We start from the raw sequence: 23,678 nt of genomic DNA, 5'->3' as shown, positions 1-23,678 counted from the left end.
TTTCGTTTAGTCAGCGTTATTTGACTAGAAAGTGAGTTATCCTGTTAGTAGGGTAGCTAAGCAGAGTGGAACCACGGCCTGTCGTCTCTGAATTAAAGGGGATGATAGGCTTTTTTACTTGGAGGTGATAAATAATGTTATTTAGAAAGATCAGAGATGATATTACTGTTATTTTTGAGCGTGATCCAGCAGCTACTAGTATATTTGAGGTTTTATTAACCTATTCAGGGTTACATGCTATTATTTTTTATAGAATAGCCCATCCATTATATAATATTGGTTTAAGGCTTATTCCTAGGATTATATCTCAATTTGCTAGATTTATAACAGGGGTTGAGATACATCCTGGAGCTAAAATAGGAAAAGGATTCTTTATAGACCATGGGATGGGAGTTGTTATTGGGGAGACTACTGAAATAGGTGATAATGTTACTATTTATCAGGGGGTAACTCTAGGTGGAACAGGAAAAGAAAGTGGTAAAAGGCATCCAACTTTAGGGGATAATGTTATGGTTAGTGCAGGTGCGAAGATTTTAGGTTCGATAAAAATTGGGAATAATGTTAAGGTAGGGGCGGGGGCTGTTGTCCTAAAGCCAGTACCTGATAATTGTACTGTTGTAGGAATTCCAGGTAGGATTGTAATTAAAGATGGTAAGAAGATAAAAGATAAATGTGTTGATTTAAATCATGGAGATTTACCAGATCCAGTACAGGAAATGTTAAATTGTATGAATAAGAGAATAAGAAAGTTAGAAGAAGAACCAATGATTAAAAGGATGTGAGTAAGGTGACTTTGAAAGTATATAATTCTTTATCAGGAGAAAAGGAGATTTTTAAGACTTTAGAGGATAATAAGGTTAAAATCTATTCTTGTGGCCCAACAGTTTATGATTACTTTCATATTGGAAATGCTAGGGCTTTTATGGTTCCAGATGTTATCAAGCGTTATCTAATATATAAAGGGTATGATGTATTGCATGTAATGAACTTTACTGATATTGATGATAAGATGATTAATAGAGCTAATGAAGAAGGGATTAGCGTTCAAGAGTTAGCCGATAAATTTATTGATGCTTTTTTTGAGGATATAGAAAGATTAAATATTAAGAAAGCAGATATCTACCCTAAAGCTACAGATCATATTTCAGATATGATTGGGATGATTAATGGACTTATAGAGGATGGATTTGCTTATGAGAATAATGGAGATGTTTATTTTAGGGTAGCCAAGTTTAGTAGATATGGCAAGCTATCTAAAAAGAATCTAGATGATTTAGTTGCTGGTGCTCGGGTAGAAGTAAATGATAAAAAAGAGAATCCCCTAGACTTTGTTTTATGGAAGGCAAGCAAAGAAGGTGAGCCAAGTTGGGATAGCCCTTGGGGGGCAGGTAGACCTGGTTGGCATATTGAGTGCTCTGCAATGTCTAAAAAGTACTTAGGTGAAGAGTTTGATATTCATACAGGAGGAGTAGATTTAACCTTCCCACATCATGAAAATGAGATTGCCCAAAGTGAGGCTTGTTGTGATCATAAGGTAGTTAATTACTGGTTGCATAATGGTTATATCAATATTGATGGTGAGAAGATGTCTAAGTCTTTGGGGAACTTCTTTACTACTAGAGAGATTCTTAATAAATATCCTGCTGAGGTAGTGAGGTTCTTTTTGATTTCAAATCATTATCGTAGTCCAATTAATTTTAGTGATCGTACTTTATATGAAGCAGGAAAAAGTCGTGAACGCATAACTAGTACAGTAAGTTCTCTAAATCAGAAATTAAATCAAAAATCTATAGATTTAGATGAACAGAATAAAAATTTATTAGAAGTAGAAGAGAAATTTATAAAACAAATAAATGGTGTGTGTCAGCAAAAAAAGAATAAGTTTATTAATGCTATGGATGATGATTTTAATACAGCTTTAGCTATTGGCGCGTTACACGAATTAGCTACTGAAATTAATAAAATTATAAATAGAAGTGATTTCTTAATAACAGATAAAATTAAAAATAAAGCTTTAGATAAAGCTAAATCTTTATTTATTGAACTTGGAGATATTTTAGGGAGTGATTTGACTAAACATATAGGAATAAGGAGTTCTAAATTTGAAATAGATAAAATCGAATTCAAGGAAGAAGTGAAAGAAGTAAAAGAAGTGATAAAAGAGATTAAACTTGGATTATATAGAATAATGGACAATTTAAATATAGAAATTATTAATAAAGAAGAGTATGAGGGAGAAGAATTGATTAATATTTTATTAGATGAAAGAAAGAGAGCCAGACAGAATAAAAACTATCAATTAGCTGATGAAATTAGAGATAGACTAGATGAGTTGGGAATTGAAGTCAAAGATACTCCACAAGGAGCAGAGTGGAGTTTGAAGTAGTGGAAGGGATAGAATAGGATAGAATGATATATACTTCAGTGATGAGTAGGAAGTAACGAGTAACCAGCAAAAAACTTAACTTCTCACTCATTACTCGTCACTCGTTGCTGTTTGAATATATCCATAACCCGATGTTAATTATCAAAATTCAACTAGCACAAATAAATAAAGTTATCTTAATTGGAGGGGAAAAATGTTTGATAAATTAATTGAATTCCCAAGTCGTGCAGAGCTATTAGCACCAGATACAATGGCTTATATAGGTGATAGTGTATTTGAATTATTTATTAGAAATTTGATATTAGAAAGAAATATGGCAAAGCCAAATCAGCTACATCAAGAGGTTATACAATATGTTAATGCTACAGCTCAAGCCAGTTTACTAGAAAAGCTAAGGGATAGCTTGACAGAAGAAGAGCTTATAATTGTACGAAGAGGTAGAAATATTAAAACAAATGTACCTAAGAATGCAAATCCTGCTGATTATCAATATAGTACAGCCTTTGAGGCATTAATTGGTTATTTATATTTAGCAGGAAAAAAGCAAAGATTACTAGAAGTATTTAATAAGATTAAAGAAATTTTATAGTAGACTGATTATATTAGTTAAGGAAGAGGGTTTGGATGATGGAGATTACTAATTTTGAAGAGACTGGGTTGGCTAAAGTAGAGTCATGGATTAAAGATAATAATATTATAGATTTGGATATAGATACCCTTAAAGAGGCTTTAAAGACTGTAAATATTTCATTTATAGCTGAAGGGATTAATAGAGTACAAAGTACCTTGTTATGTGAGCTAAAGGACTCCTATGTACAGCAGAGTCAAAGATATGTAACTATGGATGAAAAGAGCTATTCTCTCCCTGAATTATCAAGTGCTGATAGTAGGCAAGCTAAGGAGTTAACTGATAAAGCATTTGAGTTATATGAAAAGATGTCTGAATTAAAAGAGGGAGATTTTAAAGGAAGACCTAAGCGGGAAAATTATAAATATGGGATACCGATTGAAGATGCAAGATATATTTTGCCCCTTTCCACTAAAACTAATATCTCAATAGCTATGACTGGAAATAAACTCTGTGAACTATTTGCTTTACTCTATGATACAAGATATTTTAACTTATTTAAGGAGTTTAGAGCTGAAATTATAAAATATTTACCTAATTTTTTGGTTAAATTATTAGAAGATAACCATAATAGTAATAATATAAAGTTAATAGATGATTTATACAAAGATGATATGAATAGAATATCTACCACTAATAATATGATATTATTAAATTGTTTTGGTAATTTAGAGTTAAAGGTAGGTCTTGGAGCTATAACCAGTACCTCTTCAGTTACTCCTTCTAAAAAGTTGGAAATGTGGGGAGAAGAAGCTACTAATAAAGCTAAAGGATTGGTACAGAGAGTGCTAGGTTATGGTCATGAAAGTATTGCTGAGCAGGCTAGAACTACCTTTGGGATGATGTGTAGCATGGTTACTTATCATCAACAAATTCGCCATAGATTATCAGAGAATCATAGAGAAGAATTGACTAACCTTATTTTAGATACAAAAAGAGAAGTGGTTATACCTCCAAGTATTAAAGAATCATCCTTTTATCAAGAGTATTTAAACTTAGTTAATGATTTTAAAGAGTTTAGATTGTATGTATTAAATGAGTACAGTGAGGAGCAGGCTTTAGCCTTTATATTAAATTGTGATCAGATCAAATTGATTATCTCTACTAATACTAGAATTGACAATACTATGTTAGCTGAGAGAATCTGCATGAATGCACAATGGGAGATAAGGAAGTTATCTACTAAAAAATTAAGAATACTAAGAGAATTATCTGAGATATTATATGAAAATTCTCTTCCTTCTTGCATACATGGAAAGTGTAAGGAAGGGAAGTTGACTTGTGGAAAACAGCTAGAGATGAGAGAGAAGTTTTTATCTTAAACTATTTTAATTATAATAATTTTATTTGATAGATTATAGAAGTAAAAGAAATATGAAAGTGGTGGAATAATGATAGTTAATGTTGAAGGAAGAAATCCTGTAATTGAGGCTTTGAGAGCAGGAAGAAGGATTGAAAAGATATTTGTATTACATTCAGCTCATGGTGGAGCGATTGATGAGATTTATAAGCTAGCTAAGAAGAGAAATGTGAGAATAGAAAAGGTAGATAATAATCAATTAGATAGTATGGCAGGTTCCCATGCCCATCAAGGGGTAATAGCTGTAGCTGAAGAGATTAAATACTGGGATATAGATGATTTGATTAAATATGCTAAAAAAGAGAGTGATGAACCATTATTAATTTTATTGGATGAATTAAAGGATCCACATAATTTTGGTTCTATACTAAGAACTGTTGATGCAGCTGGAGCACAAGGGGTGATTATCCCTAACAGGAGGTCAGTCTCTTTTACACCTGTAGTAGCCAAATCATCTGCAGGTGCTATAGAATATGTACCAGTTGCTCAAGTAACTAATTTATCTCGAACTATAGATAAATTAAAAGATGCTGGATTTTGGATTGGTGGTGCAGATATAGATGCAAAACAGACCTGTTACCAAGCAAATTTAAAAGGAGCTTTAGGGTTGGTTATAGGTAGTGAAGGTAGCGGAATGAGACGTCTGGTCAAAGAGAAATGTGATTTCTTACTTAGATTACCGATGAAAGGTCATGTGGATTCACTGAATGCTTCAGTAGCTGCTGGTATATTAATTTATGAGACTGTACGCCAGAGAGAGGAGTAGTGAAGTGGCAAATAAATCAGCTTTGATAAATTCCTTCTTTATTATTATAATAGTCCTTATGTCTTCCAAAATAGTTTATGCTAATAATTTAAGTAAAAGTATTATAAATAATATAGAGGTTTATCAGATAACTGATATTATATCTACTTATACAACCTATTTTGATAAGAGTGATATAAATAGGTATAAAAACATAGAGATATCAGCTAAAAAGATAAATGGTGAGATGATTATGCCAGGAGAAATATTCTCTTTTAATGAAGTGGTAGGACCAAGGACTAAGGAAGCTGGATATAAAGAAGCCATAGAGATCATAAATGGAGAATTTGTACAGGGAATTGGAGGGGGAGTATGCCAAGTGTCCTCTACTTTATATAACTCTGTTCTATTAGCCAATTTGGAGATTATAGAAAGGGATAATCATTCTCGTCCAGTAGCTTATATTCCTATGGGTAGAGGTGCTACAGTATATTATAATTACATTGATTTTAAATTTAGAAATAATAGTGGGTCACCCATAATTATTATATCAAGGATAGTTAATAATAAGTTAACTATCACTATCTTAGGTAAAGACAAGGGAGAATATGTTGAAATTATAACTTCTGCTGAAAAAGTGTTAGATCCTAAAGTAATAAAGGAAGTTGATAAAAAGTTACCTTCAGGAGCAGAAGAAATTATAGATCCTGGGGCAAAGGGTTTTGAAATTTTAGTAAGAAGAGTGGTAAAGAAGGGGAATAAAATTATAAAAAATGAATTTGTTTCTAAGGATATTTATTCACCTAAAGATACTATTATTAAAATTAATCCTAAAAATTAAATTAAGGAAAAAGTTACACCCATATCTACCTTGACTAAGAAAGATTACATAAGTTATAATAGAGAATGTAATCTTGAGGATAGGGTGGAGGGGGATTATGGGTGGAACAGAATCTAAATTACCAAGAATATATTGATTATGATAATATGACAGATGATGAAGTTGTAGAATATGCTCAAAGTGGCGATAAATTAGCTCTAGAATACCTAATTAAAAAATATAAAAGTTTTGTAAAGATTAAATCAAGGTCTTATTTCTTAATTGGTGCAGACAGAGAAGATATTATACAAGAGGGCATGATTGGACTTTATAAGGCGATTAGAGATTACAGAGTCGATAAATTGGCATCTTTTCGTGCTTTTGCTGAGCTATGCATTACTAGACAGATCATTACTGCTATAAAGACAGCAACAAGACAAAAGCATCAACCTTTAAATTCTTATGTGTCTCTTAATAGACCAATTTTTAGTGAAGAGTCTGATAGAACATTATTAGATGTATTAAGAAGTAGTAAGTTGTCTAATCCTGAAGAGTTATTTATAACTTATGAGTCTTATGAAATTTTAGAGACTAGTATTAAAAAGATGCTAAGTGATCTAGAACTGAGGGTTTTAATGGAGTATTTAAAAGGAAAAAGTTACCAGGACATAGCTATTTCTTTAAAGCGCCATGTCAAATCAGTGGACAATGCTCTACAACGGGTAAAAAGGAAATTAGAAGAATTTCTAGAAAAGAATGATATTTAAGGCAAACTGGAGTAAATGTTTAATAACTAAGGTTAATCGATTTAAATCTTTAATAATTAAATTAAATAGTTTTATTTAGTTCTTGACCTTTGGTTTTAAAAAGAATATAATATTATTGTTGTTTATTTAATGTGTTTTAAGGAGGGGTTCCCGAGTGGTCAAAGGGAGCAGACTGTAAATCTGCCGGCGATGCCTTCAGAGGTTCAAATCCTCTCCCCTCCACCATTAAAATCAATTGACAATGTACAATTGATAATTAATAATTAAAATTCTTAAGACTTAAAGATTTTAATTGTACATTGTAAATTGTAGATTAATAATGTGCGGGAGTAGCTCAGTTGGCTAGAGCACCAGCCTTCCAAGCTGGGTGTCGCGAGTTCGAATCTCGTTTCCCGCTCCAGCCCACATAGCTCAGCAGGTAGAGCACTTCCATGGTAAGGAAGGGGTCACCGGTTCAAGTCCGGTTGTGGGCTCCAAATTTAATAACTAACATATAAACAGGTGATTTTGTATCACCTTTAATTTATATAATATGTTTCTACATAATTTAGGAGGGAAATAAAATGGCAAAAGAAAAGTTTGAGAGAACGAAACCTCATGTTAATATTGGTACAATTGGTCACGTAGACCACGGTAAAACAACAACTACTNGTAGAGATGGTAATGCCAGGAGATAACATCGAAATGATAGGGGAATTAATCTCTCCAATTGCGATGGACGAAGGATTAAGATTCGCTATTCGTGAAGGTGGAAGAACTGTTGGTGCTGGTGTTGTTACTGAAATTATTGAATAATTAATCTTTGATTTGGTTATTTTATTCTAATAGAAAAAGTGGGTATTAATACCCACTTTTTCTACTTTTTCTAAAACTTTATTCAATATAAATTATCATTGACTTTTTCAAAGAGATATGATAGAGTGTATAGGGTGTAGGAAAGAACGTAAAAGTTATTAAAGAACTACTTATTAGGAGGTGCCCATCTATGAGAGAAGTAATTACTCTAGAATGTACAGAATGTAAAAGACGCAATTACTCTACTAGTAAAAATAAAAAGAATCAACGTGAAAGATTAGAAATTAAAAAATATTGTAAATTCTGTAAAGAACATACTAACCATAAAGAAACTAAATAAGTTTACTTAAATTTGTTCTTATATAGGCTTGTGGCTCAATTGGCTAGAGCATCGGACTCCAAATCCGAGGGTTGGGGGTTCAAGTCCCTCCAGGCCTGCCAAATAAAAAAGGTTAATAATCATCAATGAGGATGTGGAATAAATGGCTGACAAAGGTGCTTGGGGAAAGACCACTAAATTTTTCCGTGAGGTAAAAGCTGAACTGAAAAAGGTAAATTGGCCAAACCGTAAAGAGTTAGTATCTTATACTATGGTTGTAATAGTTACTGTATTGCTTGTTGCGTTATTTATCGGAGGAGTCGATTTTGTATTTGCTAATATAATTAGGCCGATTATTCTTGACTAGAGGAGGTGTGGGTCCTGCTGAATGTGGGGTCCCTTATTTATGAATAATAATATAGAATGGTATGCTATACATACTTATTCTGGCCATGAAGATAAGGTTAAAGCTAATCTTACTCAACGTATTAAGACTACTGGTATGGAAGAGAAAATATTTGAAATCATAATTCCTACTGAAGAAAAAATCAAAGTTAAAAATGGTAAGAAAACAGTAGTTAAAGAAAAAATCTTTCCTGGTTATGCTTTAGTAAAGATGATCATGGATGATGATTCTTGGTATGTTGTGCGAAATACGCCAGGGGTAATTGGTTTTGCTAGTGCTGGTACAAAGCCAATCCCGGTTCAAAATACCGAAATGAATAAAGTTCTAAAAGATATGGGCATAGAAAAGCCTAAATCTGAAATAGATTTGGAAGAGGGACAAACTGTGAAAGTTAGTGAAGGTCCTTTTGAAGATTTTGTAGGTGAGATTAAAGAGATAGATTATGAAAAAGCTAAACTAATGGTGTTGGTGTCAATGTTTGGACGAGAAACACCAGTTGAATTAGAATTTGATCAAGTTGAAAAAGTATAAGGAGGTGTAAGATATGGCTAAAGAAATTACAGGTAAAATTAGTTTACAGATTCCTGCTGGTAAAGCTAATCCAGCTCCTCCAGTTGGACCAGCTTTAGGACAACATGGGGTAAATATTATGGATTTCTGTAAGGCATTTAATGCTAAAACTGCTGATCAAGCTGGTAACATTATACCAGTAGAAATTACAGTTTATGCAGATCGTTCTTTTGACTTTATTACTAAAACTCCGCCAGCTGCAGAGTTATTGAAAAAAGCCGCTGGTGTTCCAAAGGGTTCTGGAGAGCCTAATGTTAATAAAGTTGCTACAGTAAGTTTAGATGCTGTAAAAGAAATTGCTGAACTAAAGATGGAAGATTTAAATGCTGCAAGCCTAGAATCTGCTATGAGTATGATTAAAGGTACTGCTAGAAGCATGGGGTTTGTTGTTGAAGAATAATACTGGTTTTTTATAAAAGTGGGAGGATTTTCCGCTAACACCACAAAGGAGGGTTTTGAATGTCAAAAAGATATAAAGATGCATATGCAAAAGTTGATAGAGACAAATTATATGAAATTGAAGAAGCTTTAAAATTAGCTAAAGAAACTGCTACAGCTAAATTTGATGAAACTATTGAGGTATCTGTTAAATTGGGAATTAATACAACTAAAAATGACCAACAAATTCGTGGAGCTGTTGTTCTTCCAAAAGGCACAGGTAAGGACGTTAGAGTAATTGTTTTTGCTCAAGGAGAAAAGGTGAAGGAAGCTGAAGCTGCTGGTGCTGATGTAGTAGGTGGAGAAGAATTAGCAGAAAAGATTAAAGATGGTTGGTTTGACTTTGATGTAGTAGTAGCTACTCCTGACATGATGAGTGTTGTGGGTAAATTAGGTCCTATCTTAGGTCCAAAAGGATTAATGCCAAACCCTAAAGTAGGAACAGTAACTTTCGATTTAGAGCAAGCTGTTAAAGAAATTAAAGCTGGTAAAGTTGAATATAGAGCTGACAAAGGCGGTAATATCCACTTACCTCTAGGTAAAGCTAGCTTTAGTCTTGATGACCTAAATGAAAACTTTAGAACAGTTATGGAGACTATAGTTAAAGCTAGACCTGCAGCTGCTAAAGGAAGATATTTACTTAATATTGCAGTATCAGCTACTATGGGACCAGGTGTTAAGATTGATCCTCAAGCAATTATTAGAATGTTAGGATAATCTATAAAAAATTATTGACTTAAATAAATTAGTGTGTTATAATCACAGTTGTGATAAAAAAATAATACAGTTGAAAGCTGTAGACAGTAGGTGCTTTTACAAGCTTAAATCTACCTACCGAGGCTGGAGCGACTTGTACTTGATAATATGCAGTATAATCTTTTATACTGTTCGTATATAGTTAAAAAGTCTCCAGCAAAGCTGGAGACTTTTTACTTTTTATTAAGGAGGTGGATGAACAGAATGGGTCAACGCCGTGAAAAAGAACTTGTTGTTCAAGAATTAATTGAGAAATTTAGTAATTCAAAGTCAGCTATTTTAACAGATTATCGTGGTTTAAATGTTGCTGAAGTAACAGAACTAAGAGCTAAGTTAAGAGAAGCTGGTGTTGAATATAAGGTAGTAAAGAATACTTTAGCTTATTTAGCTGCTAAAGAGACGGGTTATGAAGGTATTAAAGAATACTTAGCAGGTCCAACTGCAATTGCATTCTCTGAAGAGGATCCAGTTGCTCCAGCGAAGGTATTATCTGACTTTGCTAAAGATCATGAAAATTTAGAAATCAAATCTGGTATCTTGTCAGGAGATATCTTAGATATTAAAGGGGTTAAGGCATTAGCTGATATACCACCAAGAGAAGTGTTACTTGCTCAAATTGCTCGTGGTATGAAGGCTCCAATCTCTGGTTTGGTATACTCATTGAAGTATCCAATCAACGGTTTGGTTTATGCGCTTAGTGCAATTAAGGACAAAAAAGCTGAATAAATAAAAATTGGGAGGAATGATTTAAATGACTAAAGAAGAAATTTTACAAGCGATTGAGAATATGACTGTTTTAGAATTAGCTGAATTGGTTGAGGAATTAGAAGAAAAATTTGATGTAAGTGCTGCACCTGCTGTAGCTGCTATGCCTGCTGCTGGAGCTGCTGCTGGAGCTGCTGAAGAGCAAACTGAATTTGATGTTGTATTAACTGCTGCTGGAAGCAGTAAAATTAAAGTAATCAAAGCTGTTAGAGGTGTTACTGATTTAGGACTTAAAGAAGCTAAAGCATTAGTTGACGGTGCACCTAGCCCAGTTAAAGAAGGAGTTTCTAAAGAAGAGGCTGAAGATATTAAAGCTCAATTAGAAGAAGCTGGAGCTACTGTTGAAGTAAAATAATTTTACTTTAAAGCCGAATACATTATAAATATAAAGCACTCTGTTATATAACAGAGTGCTTTTTTACCATAGCTCAAATTTGTTTTTATCTAATCTATTCTTTTATTTTGACTTTATTACAAGAAGATCATTATTGTATATAAGAAACATATTTAGAAAGTTCTCTTGCTTGACAATAACTTGTAATTGTGTTACTATTATTTATTGTTACAAGTAACTGATTGAAATAAAATTTAGTTGAATTTCATTACAAATGTATATTTTATCTAAAAACGCAAATAATAATTGTGTTTTTATAGAGGTAATTTTTAATTAAAATAGATTATAGTTTTATTTATCTAGGCTGATAAAATCTGCGGGGGTGACTATATTTATGGCCAATCCAGCAAGCTCATTAAGAAGAGAAAGGCGTAGCTTTGCTAAAGTAGGGGAAGGGATGGAGATTCCTTTTCTTTTAGAAACACAAATTAAATCTTATAATTGGTTTTTAGAAGAAGGCCTATTAGAAATTCTACATGAAATCTCTCCTATTCAAGATTTTTCTGAGAATTTAGTATTGGAGTTCATTAATTATTCATTGGATGAACCAAAATATGATGAATTAGAAAGCAAGAATCGAGATGTGACTTATTCTGCACCCTTAAATGTCAAAGTTAGGTTAATCAATCAGGAGACTGGGGAAATTAAGGAACAAGATGTCTTTATGTCTGATTTCCCACTCATGACTGAAAAAGGAACATTTATTATTAATGGAGCAGAAAGAGTAATTGTAAGCCAGTTGATTAGATCTTCTGGAGTTTACTTTGGGGAAGAAGTTACCAAAGATGGACGTCAATTATATAATGGTAGTATTATTCCTAATCGTGGTTCATGGATTGAATTTGAATACGATAAGAAGGATATTATTGCTGTAAGGGTTGATAGAGGTAGAAAAATCCCTTCAACTATTCTATTTAGATCTTTGGGTTATGGAACTGATGCAGAGTTGATTGATGCTCTTGGTGACCATCAAGTTATACATAATACAATTGAAAGGGATAATAGTGAGAGCCAAGAAGAGGCTTTGATTGCTTTATATAAGAATCAAAGACCTGGTGAGCCTCCAACTGTTGAGAGTGCTCAAAGTTTATTAGAATCTTTATTCTTTGATACAAAGCGCTATGATTTAGCTAAAGTAGGAAGATATAAGATTAATAAAAAACTTGGTTTGAATGTTGATCCAGACAAAAGAATATTGACTAAAGAAGATATTGTTGAAACAGTTAGGTATATGTTGAAATTAATTGATAATCATGAAAATGCTAGGATAGATGATATTGATCATTTAGGTAATAGAAGGTTAAAGACTGTAGGAGAGTTATTACAAAATCAATTTAGAATAGGTTTATCTAGAATGGAAAGGGTTGTTAGAGAAAGAATGACCATTCAAGATATTGATGTAATAACTCCTCAAAATTTAATTAATACAAGACCTGTTGCAGCAGCTATTAAAGAATTCTTTGGTAGTAGTCAGTTATCTCAGTTTATGGACCAAACCAATCCACTATCTGAATTGACTCATAAGAGAAGAATGAGTGCATTAGGACCTGGTGGATTAAGTCGTGAACGTGCTGGTTTTGATGTTCGTGATGTTCACCATACTCACTATGGTAGAATTTGTCCTATTGAGACTCCTGAGGGTCCTAATATCGGTTTGATTGGTTCTACATGTATTTATGGTAAAACTAACGAATTTGGTTTTATTCAAACACCTTATCGTAAAGTAATAGATGGTGTAGTTACTGATCAGATTGATTACTTGACTGCTGATGAGGAAGATGAAGTAATAGTTACTCAGGCTAATGAAAGGGTAGATGAAGACGGAAGGTTACTTAATGATCGAGTGTTTGCCCGATATCATGAGGAAACTATTAAAGTTTCTCCTAAGAAAGTTGATTATATGGATGTATCTCCAAAACAGATTATTAGTGTTTCTGCTGCTTTGATTCCCTTCTTAGAGAATGATGATGCTAACCGTGCCTTGATGGGAGCGAACATGCAACGTCAAGCAGTACCTTTATTAAAAACTGATGCACCTCTTGTAGGAACTGGAATTGAATATGAAGCAGCAAAGGACTCTGGAGCAACAATTGTTGCTAAGAATTCTGGAGAGGTTATGAAAGTTACTGGAGATAAAATTCTAATTAAGACCGATGAAGGTACAGTAGATAAATATAGAATCCTTAAGTTTACTCGTTCTAATCAAGGTAGTTGTGTTAATCAAAGACCTATAGTTAGAAAGGGAGATCGAGTAGAAAAAGGAATGATTATTGCTGATGGCCCTGCTACAGATCAAGGGGAGTTAGCTTTAGGTCGTAACTCTGTAATTGCTTTTATGCCTTGGCAAGGATATAACTATGAGGATGCTATTTTAATTAGTGAAAAGCTAGTTAAAGAGGATGCTTTAACTTCAGTTCATATTGAAGAATATGAAGCAGAAGCTAGAGATACTAAGCTTGGACCTGAAGAGATTACCAGAGATATTCCTAATGTCGGTGATGATGCATTAAAAGATTTAGATGACAGAGGAATTATCAGAGTCGGTGCTGAGGTTGAACCTGGTGATATCTTAGTAGGTAAAGTAACTCCTAAGGGTGAAACTGAGCTCTCTGCTGAAGAAAGGTTATTAAGAGCTATCTTTGGAGAGAAGGCTCGAGAAGTTAGGGATACTTCTTTAAGAGTTCCCCATGGAGAAGAAGGAATCATTGTTGATGTAAAAGTCTTTAATCGAGAAGATGGAGATGAACTCAAAGCTGGGGTTAACAAACTAGTTAGAGTTTATATAGCTAAAAAATTAAAGATTACAGTTGGAGATAAATTAGCTGGACGCCATGGTAACAAAGGTGTTATCTCACGTATCTTACCTGAAGAGGATATGCCGTTTTTACCTAATGGTGAGCCAGTGGAGATTGTATTAAATCCGCTAGGAGTACCATCTCGTATGAATATCGGACAGGTATTAGAGACTCACTTGGGTATGGCAGCAAGAGCTTTAGGTATTCATGTTTCTACTCCAGTATTTAATGGGGCTACTGAGGAAGAAGTAGAAGATATATTAGAAGAAGCAGGATTAGCACGTGATGGTAAAACTGTCTTATATGATGGTAGAACAGGTGAACCTTTTGAAAATAGAGTAACAGTTGGAGTAATGTATATGCTGAAATTACACCATTTAGCTCATGATAAGATGCATGGACGTTCTACTGGACCATACTCTCTTGTTACTCAACAACCATTGGGTGGTAAAGCTCAGTTTGGTGGACAAAGATTTGGAGAGATGGAAGTGTGGGCGTTGGAAGCATATGGTGCTGCTCATACATTGCAGGAAATGCTAACTGTTAAGTCTGATGATGTTGTTGGACGTGTGCAGGCCTATGAAGCTATTGTTAAAGGGGAAAATGTACCTGAACCAGGTATTCCAGAATCCTTCAAGGTATTAATTAAGGAAATGCAAAGTATTGGATTAGATGCAAAAGTATATTCTGAAGAAGAAGAAGAATTGTCAATTGAAGAACAAGAAATCAATGAAACTACTAAAAAATTAGGTTTAGACTTAATTGATGATGAGGGAGATGGAGAATAGTTATTAGTTATTAAAAACTAAAACTAGAGAAGGGGGAGTGTGCCCTTGTTTAATGTAAATAACTTTGATTCAATGAAGATAGGTCTTGCTTCGCCAGAGAAGATTCGTTCTTGGTCAAGTGGTGAAGTAAAAAAGCCGGAAACTATTAATTATCGTACATTAAAGCCGGAAAAAGAGGGTTTATTTTGTGAAAAGATTTTTGGTCCCACTAAGGACTGGGAGTGTCATTGTGGGAAGTATAAGAGGGTTAGATATAAAGGTGTTGTTTGTGACCGTTGTGGTGTAGAGGTTACACGTTCTAAAGTGAGAAGAGAAAGAATGGGGCATATTGAGCTTGCTGCTCCTGTGTCTCATATTTGGTTCTTTAAGGGGATTCCTAGTCGGTTGGGATTAGTAATGGATATGTCTCCACGTTCTTTAGAAAAGGTTCTTTATTTTGTTTCTTATATAGTAATTGACCCAGGAGAAAGTCCTTTAAGTAAAAAACAATTATTAACTGAAAATGAATATAGGGAAGCTAGAACAAAATATGGAGACAATTTCCAAGCTGATATGGGAGCTGAAGCCATTAAAGAGGTTCTAAGGAATATTGAACTAGACAAAGAAGTTGAAGAGTTAAGAGAGACAATAAAGAGTGTATCTGGTCAAAGGCGTAAACGTGCAGTACGAAGACTAAAGGTTCTTGAAGGGTTGAGAAATTCAGGTAACAGACCTGAATGGATGATTTTAGATGTTATTCCTGTTATCCCGCCTGAACTAAGACCTATGGTTCAATTGGATGGTGGGCGTTTTGCTACTTCTGATTTAAATGACCTATATAGACGTGTAATTAATAGAAATAATCGCCTAAAGAGACTTTTAGATCTTGGAGCACCAGATATTATTATTCGTAATGAAAAGAGGATGTTACAAGAAGCAGTAGATGCTTTGATTGATAATGGTCGTAGAGGTCGTCCAGTTACAGGAGCTGGTAATAGACCTTTAAAATCTTTAAGTGATATGCTAAAAGGTAAGCAAGGTCGTTTCCGCCAAAATCTTTTAGGTAAGCGTGTTGATTATTCTGGTCGTTCTGTAATTGTAGTTGGACCTAACTTGCGTTTAGATCAGTGTGGATTGCCTAAGAAGATGGCTTTAGAGTTGTTTAAGCCTTTTGTAATGAAGCGTCTTGTTGATAAGGAATTAGCTCATAATATTAAAAGTGCTAAAGGGATGGTAGAAAAATTAGATGAAAGAGTATGGGATGTTTTAGAGGAAGTTATTAAAGAACATCCAGTATTATTAAATCGTGCACCTACTTTACATAGACTAGGTATTCAAGCTTTTGAGCCTATTTTAGTAGAAGGGAAGGCTATTAGGGTTCACCCATTAGTTTGTCCAGCATATAATGCTGACTTTGATGGTGACCAAATGGCTGTACACGTTCCTCTGTCTGCAGAGGCACAAGCAGAATGTAGACTGTTGATGTTATCGACTTATAATATTCTGGCGCCATCTGATGGTGGAGCTATAGCTGTACCATCTCAAGATATGGTATTAGGTGCTTATTATTTAACTATCCTTAAAGATGGAGCTAAAGGAGAAGGTAAGATATTTGGATCTACTGATGGGGTAATTAAAGCCTACGAAAATGATCAAGTTACTTTACAGACTAAGATAAAATATAGGTTACCTAATGGTGAATGGATTGATACTGGAGTTGGAAGGGTAATCTTTAATGATGTTCTTCCTGAAGAATTACCATTTTATAATGAAGTTTTTGATAAAAAAAGGTTAGGCAGATTGGTAAGTGAAAGCCATAGGAAATTAGGACCAAATAAAACGGCTGAGATTTTAGATTCAGTTAAGAATTTGACATTTAGTTATGCTACCAAATCTGGTATTACCATCAGTGTAACTGATGTTGATATTCCACAAGCTAAATATGATATCGTAAAAGAGTCTGAAGATAAAGTAGATAAGATTGAAAAGCAATATCGTCGTGGTTTGATTACTGAACGGGAAAGATACCAAAGAGTTATCGATGTTTGGAGTAAAGCAAAAGATAGAGTTACAGAAGCTCTAATTGATAATTTGGATGAGTTTAATCCAATTTATATGATGGCTACCTCTGGTGCCCGTGGTAACAAATCACAGATAACTCAGTTAGGTGGTATGCGTGGTCTGATGGCAGATCCATCTGGTCGAATTATCGATATGCCAATTAAAGCTTCCTTCCGTGAAGGATTAACAGTACTGGAATTCTTTATTTCTACTCATGGTGCTCGTAAAGGTCTAGCTGATACAGCTTTAAGAACTGCCGATTCAGGTTATTTAACTCGTCGTTTAGTCGATGTTTCACAAGATGTTATTGTTCGTGAAGAGGATTGTGGAACGGAGGATGGTTTATTAATTAAAGCTATTGCAGAAGACGGAGAAATTATCGAGCCGTTAAGTGAAAGAATTATTGGTAGAGTTCCTTCAGGTGATTTAGTAAATCCAGAGACTGGTGAAGTAATTGTTCATAAAAATGAAACAATTACTGAAGAGATTATGGAAGAGATTGAAGCTGCAGGTATTGAAGAGGTAGAAATTAGAACTGTGTTAACATGTCGTACCGAGCATGGAGTCTGCCAAAGATGTTATGGACGTAATCTAGCAGATGGTAAGATGGTTAATGTAGGTGAAGCTATTGGTATTATGGCAGCTCAATCTATCGGTGAGCCTGGTACTCAGTTAACAATGAGAACATTCCATACTGGAGGAGTTGCTGGAGACGATATTACTCAAGGTCTTCCTCGTGTAGAAGAGTTATTTGAAGCACGTAGCCCAAAAGGTCAAGCAGTAGTTACAGAGCTTGATGGTCAGGTCAATATAGTTGAGAATGGTAGGTCTTATAAAGCTGTCATTAAGACTAAAGATGGAAGACAGAAGACTTATCAATTACCATATGGTTCTGAACTAAGAATAAAAGATGGAGATTATGTAGAGGCAGGAGATAGATTGACTAAAGGACCTCTAGATCCTGAAGATATTTTAAGAATCAGCGGTAAAAGATCTGTTCAAAAGTATCTGTTAAGAGAAGTACAAAGTGTTTATAGATCTCAAGGTGTAGAGATAAACGATAAACATATTGAGGTAATTGTAAGACAGATGATGAATAAAGTTAAGATTAAAGAAGCTGGAGATACTGAGTTATTGCCAGGTAGTCTAGTAGATATATTTGAATTTGAAGCAGTAAATGATAAAGTGATTGCAGAAGGAAAAGAGCCTGCAACAGCTACACCAGAATTATTAGGTATTACTAAAGCTTCTTTAGCAACGGAAAGTTTCTTATCAGCTGCATCATTCCAAGAGACAACTAGAGTGTTAACGGAAGCTTCTTTAGAAGGTAAATCTGATAGTTTATTGGGACTAAAAGAAAATGTTATTATTGGGCAATTAATTCCTGCTGGTACAGGGATGAGAAGGTATCGTGAAATTCCTAGTGAGGTTGTTGAATAAAAAATCAAAAAAGGGTTGACAGTTTAATTACTAAGTGTTAAAATACGTAAGTGTGTTGTGATAAAGACTGTTTTCTCAATAAGTACTTTTTAGTTATAAATTAGGTATTAGTTTTAAATAATACACATAATTATGGGATGCAAGTTAACTTGCATCCCTATCATCAAATTATAATCTTAGATAAATTGGAAGGAGGTGGACTGATGCCAACTATAAATCAGTTAATCCGTAAAGGTAGAAAGAAAACTGCTAAGAAAAAAGGTGCTAGAGCGTTAGAAGGCTCACCACAAAAAAGAGGTGTATGCACTAGAGTATATACTACTACACCTAAAAAACCTAACTCTGCGTTGAGAAAGGTTGCACGTGTTCGTTTAACTAATGGCAAAGAAGTTACAGCCTATATCCCTGGGATTGGACATAACTTACAAGAACACTCCGTAGTATTAGTAAGAGGTGGTCGTGTTAAAGATTTACCTGGTGTTAGATATACTATAGTACGTGGAGCTTTGGATACGGCAGGTGTAGAAGATAGAAAACAAGGTCGTTCTAAATATGGTGTTAAAAAACCTAGAGGTTAATGTTAATTTTTTAGGATTAGTGGAAAGGGGGGTAAATGATGAGAAAAAATAGAGCTCAAGTTAGAGAGATAACTCCTGACCCGATATATAATAGTAAATTAGTAAGTCGCTTTATTAATTCTATTATGATTGACGGGAAGAAAAGTTTAGCAGAAAAGATTTTCTATGATGCAATGACAACTGTTCAAGAGAAGGTTGAAGAAGATGATGCAATGGAAATCCTAAAAACTGCACTAAATAATGTTATGCCAGTTTTAGAAATCAAAAGTAAACGTGTTGGAGGGGCTAACTATCAGGTTCCTGTAGAGGTTAGTAACCGAAGAAGAGTTACTTTAGGATTAAGATGGATTGTTGATGCAGCTAGAAAAAGAAGTGAAAGAACAATGGTTGAAAGATTTGCAAATGAAATCGTTGATGCTTATAACGAACAAGGTGGAGCTTTCAAGAAGAAAGAAGAAGTACATCGTATGGCTGAAGCTAATAAAGCTTTTGCACATTACAGATGGTAATCAAAGAATAAGGAGGGTGTTGTATAGTGCCCAGACAATTTCCATTAAATAAAACTAGAAATATTGGAATTATGGCGCATATTGATGCTGGTAAGACTACAGCTACTGAACGTATTCTGTTCTATACAGGGCGTGTGCACAAGATTGGGGAAACTCATGATGGTGCTTCTCAAATGGACTGGATGGAACAAGAAAAAGAACGTGGAATTACAATCACATCTGCTGCTACTACTTGTGAATGGGATAACCATAGAGTTAATATTATAGATACGCCAGGACACGTGGACTTTACTGTTGAGGTAGAAAGATCTTTAAGAGTATTAGACGGTGCTGTTGGTGTATTCTGTTCAGTTGGTGGAGTTGAGCCTCAATCTGAAACAGTGTGGAGACAGGCTGATAAATATAATGTTCCTAGAATTGCTTTTATTAATAAGATGGATAGAACAGGTGCAGACTTCTATAATGTAGTACAAATGATGGAAGATAGAATTGCTGCTAATCCAGTTCCTATTCAACTTCCAATCGGAAAAGAAGATGACTTCAAAGGTTCTATCGATTTAGTTGAAATGAAAGCAATTGTTTATGATGAGGAACTAGGGATTAATTATGAAATCGTAGATATTCCTGCTGAATTAGAAGATAAAGCACAAGAGTATCGTGATTTATTAATTGAAGCAATCGCTGATCTTGATGAAGAAATTATGATGAAGTACTTAGAAGGAGAAGAACTTACAGTAGAAGAGATTAAGGCTGCTATCCGTAAAGGTACTATTGAGAATAAAATAACTCCTGTTCTTTGTGGTACAGCATTAAAGAACAAAGGACTTCAACCATTATTGGATGCAGTTATTGCTTACTTACCATCTCCAGTGGATATTCCTCCTGTAAAGGGTATTAGACCTAGAACTGGGGAAGAAGTTGTTCGACCTGCAGATGATGATGCTCCATTCTCAGCACTAGCTTTCAAAATTATGACTGACCCTTATGTTGGTAAGCTAGCATTCTTTAGAGTATACTCTGGAGTATTAGAATCAGGTTCTTACATTTATAACTCAACTAAAGAGTCAAAAGAACGTGTAGGACGTATTGTACAGATGCATGCTAACAAACGTGAAGAGAGAGATGAAGTTTATGCAGGAGATTTAGCTGCTGCAGTAGGACTTAAGAATACAAGTACAGGTGATACTTTATGTGATCAAGATGACCCAGTTATCTTGGAATCAATGGAGTTCCCTGAACCAGTAATTCATGTTGCTATTGAACCTAAAACTCAAAAAGATGGAGATAAATTAGGTGAAGCACTACAAAAGTTAGCTGAAGAGGATCCTACATTTACTGTTAGAACTGATGAAGAAACTGGTCAAACAATCATTGGTGGTATGGGTGAATTACATTTAGACGTAATCGTTGATCGTTTAACTAGAGAATTCGGCGTTGAAGCTAATGTTGGTGAACCGCAAGTATCTTATCGTGAAACATTTACTAAGACTGGTACTGTTGAAGGTAAATTCGTAAGACAATCTGGTGGTCGTGGTCAATATGGTCATGTAGTTATGGATGTTGAACCATTAGATCCAGGTGAAGGATTCGAATTCGTTGATAAGATTGTTGGAGGAACTATTCCTAGAGACTATATCGGTTCAGTAGAACAAGGGGCTAAAGAAGCTTTAGAGAATGGTGTCTTAGCTGGTTATCCAGTTGTAGATGTTAGAGTTATTTTACATGATGGTTCTTATCATGAAGTTGACTCTTCTGAGATGGCATTTAAGATTGCTGGTTCTATGGCAATTAAAGATGGTGTTAAGAAGCTTAAGCCAGTATTGCTAGAACCGATTATGGCTGTTGAAGTTACAACTCCTGAGGAGTACATGGGAGATGTAATTGGAGATCTTAACAGTCGTCGTGGACAGGTACAAGGTATGGATCAAAGAGGTAATGCTAGAATTGTTAGAGCAATGGTTCCATTATCTGAAATGTTTGGTTATGCAACTGATCTTCGTTCAAATACACAAGGTCGTGCTCAATACGTAATGCAAATGGATCATTACGATAAGGTTCCAGCTAATATTTCTGAAGAAATTATTTCAAAAGTTCAATAATAATTAGGAGGGAAATAAAATGGCAAAAGAAAAGTTTGAGAGAACGAAACCTCATGTTAATATTGGTACAATTGGTCACGTAGACCACGGTAAAACAACAACTACTGCAGCTATTACAAAGGTATTATCAAAAGGTGTAGGAGGTTCTAACTTCGAGGATATCGATAATGCACCAGAAGAAAGAGAAAGAGGAATTACAATTGCTACTTCGCATGTAGAGTACGAAACAGAAAATCGTCACTATGCTCACGTTGACTGTCCAGGACATGCTGACTATGTAAAGAACATGATTACTGGAGCAGCACAGATGGATGGAGCTATCTTAATCGTATCAGCAGCTGACGGACCAATGCCTCAAACAAGAGAGCATTTACTATTATCTCGTCAGGTAGGAGTACCAAAGATCGTAGTATTCTTAAACAAAGCTGACATGGTAGATGACGAAGAGTTAATCGAATTGGTAGAGATGGAAGTAAGAGAATTAATGAGCGAGTATGAATTTGAAGGAGATGACGCACCAGTAGTAGTAGGTTCTGCGTTAAAAGCATTAGAAGATCCAACAGGAGAATGGGGAGAAAAAATCATAGAATTAATGGATGCTGTTGATGAGTATATCCCAACTCCAGAAAGAGATACAGACAAAGAGTTCTTAATGCCAGTAGAGGATGTATTCAGTATTACTGGACGTGGAACAGTAGCAACTGGACGTGTAGAGCAAGGTGTAATTAAAGTAGGAGACGAAGTAGAAATAGTAGGAATTAAAGATACTACAAAAACTACAGTAACAGGAGTAGAAATGTTCCGTAAGTTAATGGATCAAGCAGAAGCAGGAGATAACATTGGAGCATTATTAAGAGGTGTTAAGAGAGAAGACATCGAGCGTGGACAAGTATTAGCAAAACCTGGAAGCATTACTCCACATACTAAGTTTAAAGCAGAAGTATATGTATTAAGTAAAGAAGAAGGTGGACGTCATACTCCATTCTTCGATGGATATAAACCACAATTTTACTTTAGAACAACAGATGTAACAGGTTCAATCCATTTACCAGAAGGTGTAGAGATGGTAATGCCAGGAGATAACATCGAAATGATAGGGGAATTAATCTCTCCAATTGCGATGGACGAAGGATTAAGATTCGCTATTCGTGAAGGTGGAAGAACTGTTGGTGCTGGTGTTGTTACTGAAATTATTGAATAATTAAATCTATAGAAAAAGGAATGGGGAGTATTATTCCTCCTCATCTTTTTTCTGTCTAAATTAAATGTTATTTGGAGGTGAAAATTATGGCTGAACAAGCTACAGGTAAAATTAGAATTAGATTAAAAGCTTATGAGCATCAGCTTTTAGATAATTCAGCAAGAAAGATTGTTGAAACTGCTAAAAAAACTGGAGCTGAAGTTTCTGGACCGATTCCTTTACCTACTAAAAGAGAGGTGTTTACAATTTTACGTGCACCTCATGTAAATAGTAAGTCAAGAGAACAATTTGAAATGAGAACTCATAAAAGATTAATTGATATTAAAGATCCAACACCTAAGACTGTTGATTCTCTAATGAGATTAGATTTACCAGCTGGTGTTGACATAGAGATTAAACTATAATATTTATATGTGTTTTAAGGAGGTGTAGAAAAAATGAAGGCGATTTTAGGTAAAAAAATTGGTATGACACAAATTTTCACTGAAAATGGTGAAGTTGTACCTGTTACAGTTGTTGAAGCGGGACCATGTACTGTAATTCAAAAAAAGACTGAAGAAGTTGACGGATATAACTCTGTACAATTAGGGTTTGTTGATGATAAAGAAAACAAAGTAAATAAACCTCTAAAGGGACACTTCGATAAATATGGAGTTAATCCTAAAAAATATATTCGTGAATTTAGAGTTGAAGGAGCAGAAGCTCTAGAAACAGGAGATGAAGTTAAAGCAGATGTATTCGCTGAAGGAGAGAAAGTTGATGTAACTGGTATCTCTAAAGGTAAAGGATTTGCAGGTACAGTTAAGAGATGGAATTTCAATACTGGACCAAAAACTCACGGTTCTAGAAATTACAGAAGACCAGGTTCTATTGGTGCTGGTTCTGATCCTGCAAGAGTATTTAAAGGTAAAAAGATGCCTGGACATATGGGGCATGAACAAGTAACAGTTCAAAATCTAGAAGTTGTTAAAGTAGACCCTGAAAAGAATTTATTATTAATCAAAGGTGCAGTTCCTGGACCTAAAAAAGGGTTATTAACTATTCGGCAAACAGTAAAATAGTGTTAGGAAAGGGGGATA

General features: G+C 34.6%; 23 protein-coding genes, 4 tRNA genes, 1 pseudogene and 2 other annotated features (1 of these 30 cut by a window edge). All 28 genes and pseudogenes read left to right on the top strand.

The features are described from left to right. Positions 1-92 (top strand) — a binding site (T-box leader); it begins 134 nt to the left of the window's first position. Positions 93-134: 42 nt separating this feature from the next. The 28 genes and pseudogenes from cysE (at position 135) to rplC (ending at position 23,660) form a co-directional block, all read left to right on the top strand. Further along, the gene (cysE, locus tag U472_RS04735; RefSeq protein ID WP_068716023.1) at positions 135-782 is read left to right on the top strand and encodes a serine O-acetyltransferase; all 648 of its coding nucleotides are present in this window, start codon (positions 135-137) and stop codon (positions 780-782) included. Between the two features lie 5 nt (positions 783-787). Beyond that, complete coding sequence (cysS, locus tag U472_RS04730) at positions 788-2,386, top strand: cysteine--tRNA ligase (protein ID WP_141677938.1); 1,599 nt, start codon at positions 788-790, stop codon at positions 2,384-2,386. A gap of 193 nt (positions 2,387-2,579) precedes the next feature. Continuing rightward, positions 2,580-2,975, top strand: coding sequence for a Mini-ribonuclease 3 (locus U472_RS04725; RefSeq protein ID WP_068716019.1), 396 nt, complete (start codon positions 2,580-2,582; stop codon positions 2,973-2,975). Positions 2,976-3,013: 38 nt separating this feature from the next. After that, entirely contained in the window at positions 3,014-4,336 is a 1,323-nt protein-coding gene (locus tag U472_RS04720; RefSeq protein ID WP_068716081.1) for an FAD-dependent thymidylate synthase, read from the top strand. A 72-nt stretch (positions 4,337-4,408) separates the two neighbouring features. Next, positions 4,409-5,140: a 23S rRNA (guanosine(2251)-2'-O)-methyltransferase RlmB gene (gene rlmB / locus U472_RS04715; RefSeq protein WP_083189758.1), complete on the top strand. Its 732-nt coding sequence runs from the start codon at positions 4,409-4,411 to the stop codon at positions 5,138-5,140. Between the two features lie 4 nt (positions 5,141-5,144). Further along, positions 5,145-5,960, top strand: coding sequence for a VanW family protein (locus tag U472_RS04710; protein WP_245684738.1), 816 nt, complete (start codon positions 5,145-5,147; stop codon positions 5,958-5,960). 101 nt (positions 5,961-6,061) lie between these two features. Continuing rightward, a complete protein-coding gene (sigH, locus tag U472_RS04705) occupies positions 6,062-6,706 on the top strand; it encodes an RNA polymerase sporulation sigma factor SigH (protein WP_068716014.1) in 645 nt (214 codons plus the stop codon). Positions 6,707-6,846: 140 nt separating this feature from the next. Next, positions 6,847-6,931: transfer RNA gene (locus U472_RS04700), tRNA-Tyr, on the top strand. 98 nt (positions 6,932-7,029) lie between these two features. Continuing rightward, positions 7,030-7,106: transfer RNA gene (locus U472_RS04695), tRNA-Gly, on the top strand. Next, positions 7,107-7,182: transfer RNA gene (locus U472_RS04690), tRNA-Thr, on the top strand. A gap of 87 nt (positions 7,183-7,269) precedes the next feature. Next, positions 7,270-7,356: pseudogene (locus U472_RS17645) on the top strand (GTP-binding protein); the annotation flags it as partial. A 1-nt stretch (position 7,357) separates the two neighbouring features. Beyond that, the coding region (locus U472_RS16150) for an EF-Tu C-terminal domain-related protein (protein ID WP_483823603.1) at positions 7,358-7,501 on the top strand (144 nt) is incomplete at its 5' end. Positions 7,502-7,691: 190 nt separating this feature from the next. Then, on the top strand, positions 7,692-7,841 hold the full coding sequence (gene rpmG, locus U472_RS04685; protein WP_068716012.1) for a 50S ribosomal protein L33: 150 nt from the start codon (positions 7,692-7,694) through the stop codon (positions 7,839-7,841). A 24-nt stretch (positions 7,842-7,865) separates the two neighbouring features. Further along, positions 7,866-7,942: transfer RNA gene (locus U472_RS04680), tRNA-Trp, on the top strand. A gap of 41 nt (positions 7,943-7,983) precedes the next feature. Continuing rightward, a complete protein-coding gene (gene secE, locus U472_RS04675) occupies positions 7,984-8,187 on the top strand; it encodes a preprotein translocase subunit SecE (protein WP_068716010.1) in 204 nt (67 codons plus the stop codon). 21 nt (positions 8,188-8,208) lie between these two features. Next, complete coding sequence (gene nusG / locus U472_RS04670; protein WP_245684737.1) at positions 8,209-8,757, top strand: transcription termination/antitermination protein NusG; 549 nt, start codon at positions 8,209-8,211, stop codon at positions 8,755-8,757. Positions 8,758-8,770: 13 nt separating this feature from the next. Then, positions 8,771-9,196 (top strand): 50S ribosomal protein L11, encoded by a 426-nt coding sequence (gene rplK, locus U472_RS04665; protein WP_068716007.1) that lies wholly within the window; start codon positions 8,771-8,773, stop codon positions 9,194-9,196. Between the two features lie 59 nt (positions 9,197-9,255). Then, positions 9,256-9,951: a 50S ribosomal protein L1 gene (gene rplA, locus U472_RS04660; protein ID WP_068716006.1), complete on the top strand. Its 696-nt coding sequence runs from the start codon at positions 9,256-9,258 to the stop codon at positions 9,949-9,951. Positions 9,952-10,010: 59 nt separating this feature from the next. Beyond that, positions 10,011-10,176, top strand: a sequence feature (ribosomal protein L10 leader region). Between the two features lie 18 nt (positions 10,177-10,194). Continuing rightward, entirely contained in the window at positions 10,195-10,716 is a 522-nt protein-coding gene (gene rplJ / locus U472_RS04655; RefSeq protein WP_068716004.1) for a 50S ribosomal protein L10, read from the top strand. Positions 10,717-10,741: 25 nt separating this feature from the next. Further along, on the top strand, positions 10,742-11,110 hold the full coding sequence (gene rplL / locus U472_RS04650; protein WP_068716001.1) for a 50S ribosomal protein L7/L12: 369 nt from the start codon (positions 10,742-10,744) through the stop codon (positions 11,108-11,110). A 373-nt stretch (positions 11,111-11,483) separates the two neighbouring features. Next, complete coding sequence (gene rpoB, locus U472_RS04645; RefSeq protein WP_068715999.1) at positions 11,484-14,732, top strand: DNA-directed RNA polymerase subunit beta; 3,249 nt, start codon at positions 11,484-11,486, stop codon at positions 14,730-14,732. Positions 14,733-14,777: 45 nt separating this feature from the next. After that, positions 14,778-18,212, top strand: coding sequence for a DNA-directed RNA polymerase subunit beta' (gene rpoC, locus U472_RS04640; RefSeq protein ID WP_068715997.1), 3,435 nt, complete (start codon positions 14,778-14,780; stop codon positions 18,210-18,212). Between the two features lie 203 nt (positions 18,213-18,415). Then, complete coding sequence (gene rpsL / locus U472_RS04635; protein WP_068715995.1) at positions 18,416-18,790, top strand: 30S ribosomal protein S12; 375 nt, start codon at positions 18,416-18,418, stop codon at positions 18,788-18,790. A gap of 38 nt (positions 18,791-18,828) precedes the next feature. Beyond that, positions 18,829-19,299 (top strand): 30S ribosomal protein S7, encoded by a 471-nt coding sequence (gene rpsG / locus U472_RS04630; protein ID WP_083189751.1) that lies wholly within the window; start codon positions 18,829-18,831, stop codon positions 19,297-19,299. A 26-nt stretch (positions 19,300-19,325) separates the two neighbouring features. Continuing rightward, the gene (fusA, locus tag U472_RS04625; protein ID WP_068715991.1) at positions 19,326-21,398 is read left to right on the top strand and encodes an elongation factor G; all 2,073 of its coding nucleotides are present in this window, start codon (positions 19,326-19,328) and stop codon (positions 21,396-21,398) included. A gap of 19 nt (positions 21,399-21,417) precedes the next feature. Further along, complete coding sequence (tuf, locus tag U472_RS04620; RefSeq protein ID WP_068715988.1) at positions 21,418-22,599, top strand: elongation factor Tu; 1,182 nt, start codon at positions 21,418-21,420, stop codon at positions 22,597-22,599. An 86-nt stretch (positions 22,600-22,685) separates the two neighbouring features. Further along, on the top strand, positions 22,686-23,003 hold the full coding sequence (gene rpsJ / locus U472_RS04615) for a 30S ribosomal protein S10 (RefSeq protein WP_068715986.1): 318 nt from the start codon (positions 22,686-22,688) through the stop codon (positions 23,001-23,003). A 33-nt stretch (positions 23,004-23,036) separates the two neighbouring features. Beyond that, positions 23,037-23,660, top strand: a complete 624-nt coding sequence (rplC, locus tag U472_RS04610) for a 50S ribosomal protein L3 (RefSeq protein WP_068715984.1) — start codon at positions 23,037-23,039, stop codon at positions 23,658-23,660. Positions 23,661-23,678: the final 18 nt, after the last annotated feature.

The sequence above is a fragment of the Orenia metallireducens genome, from assembly GCF_001693735.1.
Lineage (GTDB): Bacteria > Bacillota > Halanaerobiia > Halobacteroidales > Halobacteroidaceae > Orenia > Orenia metallireducens.
The sequence above is the reverse complement of the archived record's forward strand: the minus strand, read 5'-3'. Positions and strand labels throughout refer to the sequence as shown.

Excerpts from the sequence above, each read along its gene's own strand:
- rpoB (WP_068715999.1), top strand. The coding sequence starts at position 11,484 with ATGGCCAATCCAGCAAGCTCATTAAGAAGAGAAAGGCGTAGCTTTGCT.
- rpsG (WP_083189751.1), top strand. The coding sequence starts at position 18,829 with ATGAGAAAAAATAGAGCTCAAGTTAGAGAGATAACTCCTGACCCGATA.
- secE (WP_068716010.1), top strand. The coding sequence starts at position 7,984 with ATGGCTGACAAAGGTGCTTGGGGAAAGACCACTAAATTTTTCCGTGAG.
- rplL (WP_068716001.1), top strand. The coding sequence starts at position 10,742 with ATGACTAAAGAAGAAATTTTACAAGCGATTGAGAATATGACTGTTTTA.
- rplA (WP_068716006.1), top strand. The coding sequence starts at position 9,256 with ATGTCAAAAAGATATAAAGATGCATATGCAAAAGTTGATAGAGACAAA.
- nusG (WP_245684737.1), top strand. The coding sequence starts at position 8,209 with ATGTGGGGTCCCTTATTTATGAATAATAATATAGAATGGTATGCTATA.
- rplK (WP_068716007.1), top strand. The coding sequence starts at position 8,771 with ATGGCTAAAGAAATTACAGGTAAAATTAGTTTACAGATTCCTGCTGGT.
- rpsJ (WP_068715986.1), top strand. The coding sequence starts at position 22,686 with ATGGCTGAACAAGCTACAGGTAAAATTAGAATTAGATTAAAAGCTTAT.
- rplJ (WP_068716004.1), top strand. The coding sequence starts at position 10,195 with ATGGGTCAACGCCGTGAAAAAGAACTTGTTGTTCAAGAATTAATTGAG.
- rplC (WP_068715984.1), top strand. The coding sequence starts at position 23,037 with ATGAAGGCGATTTTAGGTAAAAAAATTGGTATGACACAAATTTTCACT.
- U472_RS04720 (WP_068716081.1), top strand. The coding sequence starts at position 3,014 with ATGGAGATTACTAATTTTGAAGAGACTGGGTTGGCTAAAGTAGAGTCA.
- tuf (WP_068715988.1), top strand. The coding sequence starts at position 21,418 with ATGGCAAAAGAAAAGTTTGAGAGAACGAAACCTCATGTTAATATTGGT.
- rpsL (WP_068715995.1), top strand. The coding sequence starts at position 18,416 with ATGCCAACTATAAATCAGTTAATCCGTAAAGGTAGAAAGAAAACTGCT.
- rpmG (WP_068716012.1), top strand. The coding sequence starts at position 7,692 with ATGAGAGAAGTAATTACTCTAGAATGTACAGAATGTAAAAGACGCAAT.
- cysE (WP_068716023.1), top strand. The coding sequence starts at position 135 with ATGTTATTTAGAAAGATCAGAGATGATATTACTGTTATTTTTGAGCGT.
- U472_RS04725 (WP_068716019.1), top strand. The coding sequence starts at position 2,580 with ATGTTTGATAAATTAATTGAATTCCCAAGTCGTGCAGAGCTATTAGCA.